This window comes from Streptomyces sp. NPDC006476 (genome assembly GCF_040612015.1).
Taxonomy (GTDB): Bacteria; Actinomycetota; Actinomycetes; order Streptomycetales; family Streptomycetaceae; genus Streptomyces; species Streptomyces griseorubiginosus_B.
Genome location: NZ_JBEXPK010000145.1, coordinates 1 through 9,272, shown reverse-complemented (window position 1 = coordinate 9,272; position 9,272 = coordinate 1). Strand labels below are relative to the sequence as shown.

At 67.1% G+C, this 9,272-nt stretch carries 6 protein-coding genes and 2 pseudogenes; all 8 read right to left on the bottom strand.

All coding sequences use genetic code 11. The annotated features are described in order from the left end of the window. Nucleotides 1–60 precede the first annotated feature (60 nt). A complete protein-coding gene (locus tag ABZZ74_RS50995) occupies nt 61–2,310 on the bottom strand; it encodes a M36 family metallopeptidase (protein WP_356950960.1) in 2,250 nt (749 codons plus the stop codon). 309 nt (nt 2,311–2,619) lie between these two features. Then, nucleotides 2,620–3,459 carry a transposase family protein gene (locus ABZZ74_RS50990; RefSeq protein WP_356950959.1) on the bottom strand — a complete coding sequence of 280 codons (840 nt, stop codon included), beginning with the start codon at nt 3,457–3,459 and terminating at the stop codon, nt 2,620–2,622. A 53-nt stretch (nt 3,460–3,512) separates the two neighbouring features. After that, nucleotides 3,513–3,960 (bottom strand): annotated as a pseudogene (locus ABZZ74_RS50985) (hypothetical protein). Between the two features lie 346 nt (nt 3,961–4,306). Continuing rightward, nucleotides 4,307–4,879: a hypothetical protein gene (locus ABZZ74_RS50980; RefSeq protein WP_356950958.1), complete on the bottom strand. Its 573-nt coding sequence runs from the start codon at nt 4,877–4,879 to the stop codon at nt 4,307–4,309. 890 nt (nt 4,880–5,769) lie between these two features. Further along, nucleotides 5,770–7,821: an N-acetylmuramoyl-L-alanine amidase gene (locus tag ABZZ74_RS50975; RefSeq protein ID WP_356950957.1), complete on the bottom strand. Its 2,052-nt coding sequence runs from the start codon at nt 7,819–7,821 to the stop codon at nt 5,770–5,772. 139 nt (nt 7,822–7,960) lie between these two features. Further along, nucleotides 7,961–8,218: pseudogene (locus ABZZ74_RS50970) on the bottom strand (transposase); the annotation flags it as partial. Nucleotides 8,219–8,317: 99 nt separating this feature from the next. Then, nucleotides 8,318–8,644 (bottom strand): transposase, encoded by a 327-nt coding sequence (locus ABZZ74_RS50965; RefSeq protein ID WP_356950956.1) that lies wholly within the window; start codon nt 8,642–8,644, stop codon nt 8,318–8,320. A 240-nt stretch (nt 8,645–8,884) separates the two neighbouring features. Further along, nucleotides 8,885–9,272 (bottom strand): winged helix-turn-helix domain-containing protein (locus ABZZ74_RS50960; RefSeq protein ID WP_356950955.1); only part of this gene is annotated, 388 nt, incomplete at its 5' end.

Genomic DNA, 9,272 nt, shown 5'->3' with positions numbered 1-9,272 from the left:
CGTGAAAGGGAGGTCGTCGTCATGTCCGGAAGATTCCCGTGTGGGTGAACGACTCGAACCTCAAACGATCACCGAAGGTTTAATTTCAAGCTTAGGGATACCTGGTATGGAATAGGTTCCGTCCGCCTGGGTCACCGCGGAGAAGTCGGCACCGGGGAAGCCGGAGGAGTGGCCGCCGACACTGACGGTGACCCCGGCCGCCGGCGCGCCGGACAAGTGGTCCACCACCCTGCCGGAGAGCGTGAACCGTGGGGTCTTCGGGCCGGGGGGAAGCGAGAAGTCCTCGTCGGGCTTGGTGTCCAGGTCCGTTAACGTGGCGGCGAAGTAGCCCATGCCTCGATGTGCGAAGACCTTCCAAATGCGGTCGTGGGCACGCCCACCGTTGACCACCGTATCGGCCTGCATGATGGCGTTGCGCTCGTCGAGGAAGGTCGGTCCGGCGGGTGACAGCTCCATTGCCCGGGTCACCAGCGATTCGGTGAGCTTGCTGCCCAACGTGGTGCGCAGGTCCCACAAGGTCTCGCTCCAGATCTCGCCGTCGTAGTGCACCTCGGGTCCGCCGCGGGCAATCTTTCCGTAGTCGCCGTACGTGTATCCGCCGACGCCCGTCGCCTTGGCGCCGGGGCACTTGGCCGACGTGGAGCCGACCGGGCAGTCCAGCGGCTGCGAGCGCAACCTGACTGAACCCTGCCAGCCCGGCGGCTCCATCGACACATCACCGGCGAGGCGCGGGTCGTCCCTCACAAACCCTTCGTCGGCCATGAAGTCCAGGGCGTACCAGTCGCTCCAGGCCTCGCCCATGGCCTCGCCCTGCTGGCCGGTCAGGGTCGAGACACCGTCTGCATCGACGACCAGCCGCTTGGACAGGCCGTGGGTGTACTCGTGATAGACGATGGGGGCAACATCGCCAAAGTTGCCCGACGGGTACACGGAGTTCGGGACGCCCGGGTATGCACCGGCCAGGAACATATACATCGACGGCGGCTGACCGTCGGGTGGGACGCTCATCGCGGCTTGGTTGATGTGGTCGCTGTCGGGCAGCCCGTCGTTCATGGCCGCGCCGTCGTCGGTTTGTGCCTGTATCGCGTCGCCGTCCCGACCGTCGAAGTTGCCGGCGGCACGGGTGAAACCGATCGGGGCGGCTGCCAGGTGGTCGTGGAACTTCCCCAGGTAGTAGTAGACCTGTACGGCGTTCTGAGAACGATTGGCCTTCCAGGAGTACGCCTTCGCCTGGTCCCAGGAACAGGGAGTGGAACCGCATTCGGCACCGGTGAAGGGCTTGAAGGGAAAGGAGAACGTTCCGTCCGCCGCCGGGGTGATCTCCTCACCAGAATCCGGCTCGCCGTTGTCGTTGACGTCGCTGTAGACGTGCGCGACGCGCCCGTTCAGGATTCGGGCGTCCTTGGGAAGCCAGCCCTCGGCGGTGAGATCACGGGTGCGCTGTCTGCTGCCCGTCGGGGCGCCCGGGGAATAGTCCCAGACCAGCACCTTGCCGGTGCGTGGCAGCGGGCCGCGGGGAGAGGACAGCGGCTGCACGGCACCCTGGGCTGCCGTGGCAGGCGTGTCGGTTGCCCGCAGGTCGAAGGAGAGGTTCTGCCGGTACAGGACCCGGCCTGTGGTCGCGTCCACGATGTGCAGCCACATGCCGTGGCCCCGCGGCGAGCTGACGGTTTGCCAGGCCCGGAGGAACGTACCACCTGCCGTCGGGTACACCATCTGATGAGCGGTGGCGGCGGATGCGTCGTCGCCGCCCGCGATGTCGCGGATGGCGGCCCGCTTGGCCTCTGCCCCGGTGACCCTGGCGGGAGGAAGTTCCGACGGCAGGTCACGCACCGGGGAGCCGAGCACACTGATCAGTCGGCCGTCGCGGGAGAGGTTCGCCTTGACGCCGTTGCCGAACACTGGGACACCGTCGACTGACTGGACGAACGACAGCTGCCGGATACCGGCTACATCGGTGTATTGCTTACGTAGCGTCAAACCGTCCACCTGGTTGGCGGACAGGCCGAACACGTCTGCATGACCCCGCAGATACTGCCGGACGATGCCGGCCGGGTCCTCGTCACTGGGAGAGGTCAGATAGCCATCCAGCCTGGCCACCTCACGTGGGGTGCCGGTGTCCGGGTCCAGTTCGAGGACACCCTCTGTGCCAAGCTGTTTGCGCAGCTTTCGTACACCGGGCAGCTGTTCGGCCTTCGTCAGACTGGCGTCGCGACGAATCAGCGTCTGCTGCGAGGGTATGGGCGGTGTCCGGACTGTCGGGTTGCCGGTGTCGGCGTGGTGTGTCGCCTGACGCGGGGCAGCGCTCACGCCACTGGGAAGAAGAGCGGCGGCCAGAGTAAGGCCCGCCGCCACTGAGTAAACGCTCGCGCGCGTTCGGCGCGAAGAGAAGGCTTTCACCATATTGATGTCTCACGGGGGGAGGGGGCCAACGACCGTAGAGGGCGCCTAGTTGTAAGTCCCAACCTGTCAGCTCATCTTGCGGCCCCGGAAGGGGCACATGCCTCTACCGTCAGTGAGGGGGGTGCATCGTGAAGTTGCAGTTCACGGATCTGGTGTGTGCGGGTTGCGGTGTGCTCGGGCTGGTCACGGGCGGATGACTTCGGTGTAGATCATCGGTCAGCGGGAAACTTCGCGGTTCGTCAGGACGAGCAGGGCCCTCACGAGCGCGGTTGCCCACTTCGGGTCGGTGCGGACCTTGCTGAGCACGCGCCAGTTCTTCAGGTGCGCGAAGCCGTGCTCGACCGGTGCCCGGACCGCGGCCAGCGCCGTGTTGGACAGTTTCTGACCGCGGGTGAGCGGGCGGTTCCGGGCGGCCTTGTAGCCGGTGATCACTGCCGGGTCGGAGTCCGGGCCGCTGTCGTCGAGGCCGACGAACCCCAGGTCGGCGATGGCGCCGAGACCAGCCGCCCGCAAGTGGACGGTGAGTTTGTCGTGACGGCAGGCGGTGATCTCCGACGTGCGTCCCGGCCGGGCGGCAGAGACCCAGATCAGCCGTCCCTTGTCGTCGGTGAGCGCGATCACGAGCAGGCCGTGGCATTTCTGCTTGCCGGAGTAGTTCTTCCGGTTCGCCGCGCCGGTGCGGCGTCGGGTGCGGATCAGGGAGCCGTCCAGCAGTACGATCCCACCACCCTTTCGGGCGATCTTCTGCAAGGCGCGGTCCAGGCGCGGGGCGCGGGCGGCCAGCAGGCCGACGACCTCGCGGACCCACCGGGTGACGGTGGTGCGGTGGATGCCGTTGCCGCCGGCCAGGTCGCCCGGGCGCTGGTCACAACGCAGTACCGCCAGCACGATGGCGGCGATCTTCCCCGCGGGCAGGGCGCGCCACGGCGAGCCGATCTTCTTGAGGTGGCCGCGTATCAGGTAGGCGAGCCAGTTCAGGGTGGCACTCGACAGTGGCAGGCGGGCGGTGTAGACAAGGCCGTCAGGGCCCTCGACGGAACTGTTGTTTTTCTTCACACCAAACTCAACTGCCGTCGGGGGTCCGTCAGTTACGCCCCCGTCCCGCGCAGTTACGGACGTGCGGTGAACTGCCCGTCAGGACGTTTGTGCAGCCAGCCACGGTCGGCGAGCTTGGTCATCTTCGCCCGCAAAGGTTCCAGCTTGCCGCGCACCGAGGCGTCCAGCCCCAGCCGCTCGCCGACCGCCCGGACCTGCACCGGGCCGTCGGCCTCCCGCACGATCGCCAGGATCTTGCGGTAGTCGCCGGGCAGCGCGCCCTCGTCGACAGCGTCGCTGCGGTGCGGGATGAGCAGGACTGCCCGCCCGGCCACCTTCGCCGACGCCGGAGCGAGCGGCCCCGGCGTCGGCCCGGGCCTGCTCGGACAGGCGGTTCAACACCCGCTCCGCGATCGCCAGTTCATCCCGCTCGGCCTGGACCTCCTGGAGCTGCTTGGCCAACTCCTCAGCGAGGGCATCCAGTTCGCTCCGGCGGGCGGTGATCCACTGCCGCTCCTGCATCCCCCGCGCCCTCCCGCGTTCTCACGGCGTGTCGACCTGCTGACGGATCGTAGGCGGGGGCCGGTCGTGGGCGCAGCCGAACCCGGCATCCCGCCGGAGCCGGACCCGCCCGATGATCTACGCCCTGGTCATCGGCCGCCGACCGGCACGAGTACCCAACTCGCCATTCACACCAGACTCGCGACCTGCGACTTCACGATGCACACCGCTCTATGGATTCGACACCCACGAGTTGTTCAGGAGGCCCCGTCCTGATGCCCCGGCCACGGCAAGATCACCCGACCGGGAAACCGCGTTCGACTGTCACCGCTCAAGATCGAAAAGACAACACCCTCTTACACGTGCGTCACCGCGAATGCCGCAGCAGGCCGCCCCAGTGCCGAGAGCCCTGGTTCGTCGGCGGGACCAGAATCTTTTCCGCCGCGGCGATGAATTGTCTGCGCGCATCGGCGAACGCACTGTCCGCCTGGCCGTTCTGCACGAGGCGGTCGTCCAGATCCATCCGTGCACGCCAGACGTCCGCCTGCCGGGCGATCGCCGCGTAGACGGCGTCCGCCAGGTCGCCCATGGGAGCGGGGCCAATGATGGCGACGTTCGTCGCGGCCCGGAGTAGTGCGCCCAGGGTGGCGTCCACCGTCTGCCACAGTTCCAAGTAGGCGTCCTCGCTGCGCCATTCGGGATCCAGGTGGGCCTCGATGACAGCGTTGAGGCTCTGGCGGCACTCCTCACACTGGTCGAGCATGGCCGCGAAGACGGCGCGTCGTTCGTCGCGCAGGCGATGCTGGATCCAAAAGACCTCGTGATCGCGGGCCTGCCGACGCGAAGCCCTCGCCTGGAGAACCGGTCCGATCAGTCCCCCAGCCAAAGTTCCTGCGATGCCCAGGGCACTCGCCCAGACGATTGCGTCGGCTTGGTCCATGGCGCCCATCATGCCGCTGTCGTACCGGTCAATGGCTGAATTCAACCAACTGCGCACGGATTTGAACCCCTCACCATGTCGCCGACTCGTACCACGCCGCGGTAACCGGCGAGCGGAGCGTCCCTGGAAAGGCCTGGTGACTGGCTCTTTTGAGCGGCAGTGCAACGGAGTACCACGGCACTTCGTGTGGCGCCCGACACAGGCATTACGTGTCCCGGCGGTCGCGGGTTTCCTGTCCTGGTTGCGTAACGGCCGCACCGTCGAGCACGCCCTACTGTAGTCGAGCCCGAACAGGCCCCGGAGGCCGGGACGTTGGAGGCGAGGCTGGCTGCGTTGATCTCGTTCTATCGCTGGCAGGAGGCGGTCTTTTCGTTCCGGTCGCGGGTCGGCTCATGCGCGGGACGCCGCGCCGGGCCCCTGCTCGGGGCCTGCTCGCGCACCTGGACGCCCGCACCGCTCCCGCACCGTCCTCGCTGGTCAGGGTCCGGCACCAGCGGCATCGTGGGCGCCCGCCGCTGCTGCTGCCCTCCGAGATTCAGGCGATCCTGGACGGCTGCGCGATGCCGGACGCCACGGTCAGCGACTGGAGAGGGAACCTGCGCGACCGGCTGCTGTTCGCCCTGCTCGCGGAGACCGGCATTCGGCTGGGCGAGGCCCTCGGCCTGCGGATCTGCGACTTCGTTATGGGCCGCGACTCCACTCCCTATGTCGAGATCGTGCCCCGCGAGGACAACACGAACGGCGCCAGGGTGAAGATGATGCGCCCCCGGCGCGTCTATGTCGGCAGCGACCTGGAGCGACTGTTCGCCGACTACCTCACCCACCTCGCCTGCCGCGCGGGGCGTACCAATCAACGCCCGGGGGCCAGCCGCGCTGGCGAATCAGCCGCCTCAGCCGACCGTCGTGTCGGCGGCGTCGAGCAGCGCCACGCGGTGGTTGTACTGGATGGTGACGTACTTCTTGGTCCCGAAAACAACTGTATCCGCCGGGTGCTCACCCGACGCCTTGGCGAAGAAGTCGTCGGCCGGAACCGCGGCGCTGGTAGCCACATAGGCCTGACCGACCGGGACCGAGTACATGCTGAGCGGCGCCTGAGTGGACGGGGTCAAACCGGCCGGGTACTCCGATGCCTCCGGATATGCCTGCCCGTAGACAGGTGCTGCAGTGACGCCGTCTGCGGCCTTCAGGATGGTGACGCCCTTGGCGGGCGTGGTGTTGACGCCACCGGGGTTGTAGAACCAGACCTTGGTGCCGCTGTACCAGATCGCCGTCCAGTCACCGCTGACGTCGGCAACGACGAACTGCTGGCCCGCGACGATGGTGCTGCCCCAATCGTCGATTTGGTCAGTTCCCGGGGCGCCGTTCGGATGCAGGGCCTGGTCGCCGAAGAGCGGGGCGTCGTCACGAGGCGCCGTCCGCACGAACAGAACACTCGACGCCTCGGTCTGCGGGGTGCACGACGTGGACGGGCTGGGTACTGGCGCTGAGGCACCACCATCTCCCGACGACGTGGACGGGCTGGGTACTGGCGCTGAGACACCACCATCTCCCGACGACGTGGACGGGCTGGGTACTGGCGCCGGGGCACCACCATCTCCCGTCGGCTGGCCGCAGACCTCAATGGTCTGCTTGTTGGCCGCAAAGTCAGGCGTGATGGTGACAGCCGAGCCGATCGCCGGGACGCCGCCAGTCCCACCCTGTGGGATGCTCACACCGAGCAACTGCATGAAGTGCGTCCAGTCCCAATACGGCCCCGGGTCGAAATGCATACCCGATACGAGCTTGCTGTTCGGACCAGGCACGTTGTCGTGGCCGATGATGTGCTCGCGGTCCAGCGGTACGCCGTAACGGGCGGACAGATACTTCACCAGGTCGGCCGTGGACCGGTATTGCGCTTCGGTGTACCAGGTCGCCCCGTCCGCGGCGAACCCCTCATGCTCGATACCGATCGAGTGCATGTTGAACCAGAAGTTGCCGGCATGGAAGGCGACATCCTTGTTGGGCACCATCTGGGTGACAGCTCCCGTTGAGGAGCGCATGACGTAGTTGGCGGCAGCGCCGGATGAGGGGTCTTGGAAGGTGGACACCGCGCTGTCGAACGAGCTCTCGGTGTCGTGGATGACGATGTAACGGACATCCAGACGATCTTCCGGACGATTCGCCGACTGGAAGTTGGTATCGGCGGCCGGAGTAAAGGTGCATGCCACCGTCGGGGGGCATTCCGGGGCCGGGTCACCGGTGGTCAGCCCCAATGCGTTGAGTTGCCCTGTATCGGGTTTACCGACCGAGGTGGCGGTGAGTCTGACCCGCTGGCCGCTGTCCGTCGTGGACGTGGCTCCGTCAGCCAAGGTCCTGAATACGGAGTGCGCGAACCGGAGAGCACCTGTCTTGTCCGTGTTCTGACTGTAGCGTGCCACGGCTCCGAACCAGGCGGCCGGATCGGCTGGGGTACCGCCAGTGAGCTTCTTCTCATACATGGCGAGCAGCGCCGCCCCGCCCCGAAGGTTCTGGCGGTCATCGGTGCGGAGTTCAGACGTCGAGACACCGATCAGTTTCGCTGCGGTCGGCAATGTGTGGAGGGCGGGAGCGGCGGCCAGGTTTGCGAGTTCGTGCCGTCCGACTGCACCTGAGCCACCTGCTCCCAACATGGACGGGGTAACGTCCGTGAGGTTCATCAGGCCGTAGCCGCCGTCGGTGCTGTAGCCGCTGCTGTGACTCTGCCACGCGGACTCCTCGTGCGAAACCGCTAGCAGCACCGGCAGGGGCACCTTGAACTCCTTCGCCGCAGCGGCGAAATCCTCTTGTACGGCAGAGGACTGGGGTGCGGGGCTGGAGGCCAACGCGGTTTCCCAGCCAGCCACAAGACCCGTCAGAGCCACGGCGACCGCCGTGCCCACCAGTACCCGCCGCCGTTTCAGTCGATGAAAGCCCTTTTGGTGCACGTATTTTCCCTTCAACACCTGGTGCCGTGAAGGCCAACCGCATGGTTGCAGGGCTCAGGCACACTAGGCGCCTGATTATCATGAGCCTCACAGGCTCCAACCAGGGTCAACCGACCCGTGTGTGCCCCGGGGAACGATGGCCCTTCGCGGAGAGGGACAGCACCATCTCGTCGACGCCGGTCAGCCGCCGCTGCCGCTTCTTGACGTTCTGCGGCTCGAAGGGGCCGGCGGTGTCACGCGGGACCTTGACCTCGCCCGGGCCGACGTCGGTCAGTACGGTCTTGGACCGGCCTTCGTTGCGGGAGTTGCTGCTGCCCCGGCCGCCCGCATCGTGCTTCTCATAGCCGAGGTGATCGGTGATCTCACCTTCCAGCGCAGCTTCCAAGACCCGCTTGGAAGCCGATCAGAAAATCGATGTCTGGGAGGGCAGGCGGCAGCATCCGGGCCGCTTGCGGACCGGATGTCGGTGGGGCGGTGTGTCAACGGCGATTTGTACTCAGGTTGAATTGGCGATGTCCGGTTCGTCGATCAGCCCGTCGAGGGCCAGTCCGGTGGTCGGTAAGCAGCCGACGATCAGGTGCGGCCGGTACTGGATCTTCTTCAGCTTCCGCTTGATGACCCGGGTCAGGGGCGGGAGGTCGGTGTGACAGTCGGCGGCGGCGAAGTCGGCCAGGGCCTGTTTGAGCAGGCTCCAGATGCCTTCTTGCGGATTGAGCCCTGGCGCGTACGGCGGCAGGTGGAAGATGACCAGCCAGTCCGTGTGCTCCGCCTCGAAGTCGAAGAGCTCCTGCTGCAGGTGCACGCTGAGGATGCCCAGACCCACACCACCGGGGTGCCGAGTTGCAGGTGCACCATGCGGATGAGTCCCGGTAATCGCGCCAGGAGAAGGTCTTCGGCTCACCCCTGCGGCCGTGGTGGACGTGCAGTTTGAAGAACATCCGCGGGCGGTGGCCGGGACGGAAGCACACCGCGCCGGCGATGTTCACCCGCCCGCCGCGCCGGCCGGCCACCCGCACCACCGGCCGGGCCCCGCGCGGCGCCCAGGTGCGCCCCCTCGGCGAGATCAGCGACTGCCCGCTCTCGTCCGCGAAGCAGATATGGGCGCCCAGGTCGTGCGCGGTACTTTTACCCGCGGCCACACCTCGCCCTTCCACACCTCGATCGCCGCGTCGTCGCGCTCCACCGCCCGACGAACCGGCACCTGGCAACTCCAGCCATGCCGCCGCAGCAGCCGCCACACCCCCTGGGCGGTGTAGCCGACGTGGAACAACCGGCCGATCAGCAACTTCACCCGCTTGAGCGTCCAGCCCTGGTCCTCATCATCGAAGCCGTGCGCCAGCGGGCCCCGCTTCAACTCCCCCTCCAACCGCTGCCACTGCACGGGCGACAACCGTTCGACCGCCATCGGCCCCGCCGACTCCAACGCGGCCACACCCCCGCGCCGCCAGGCC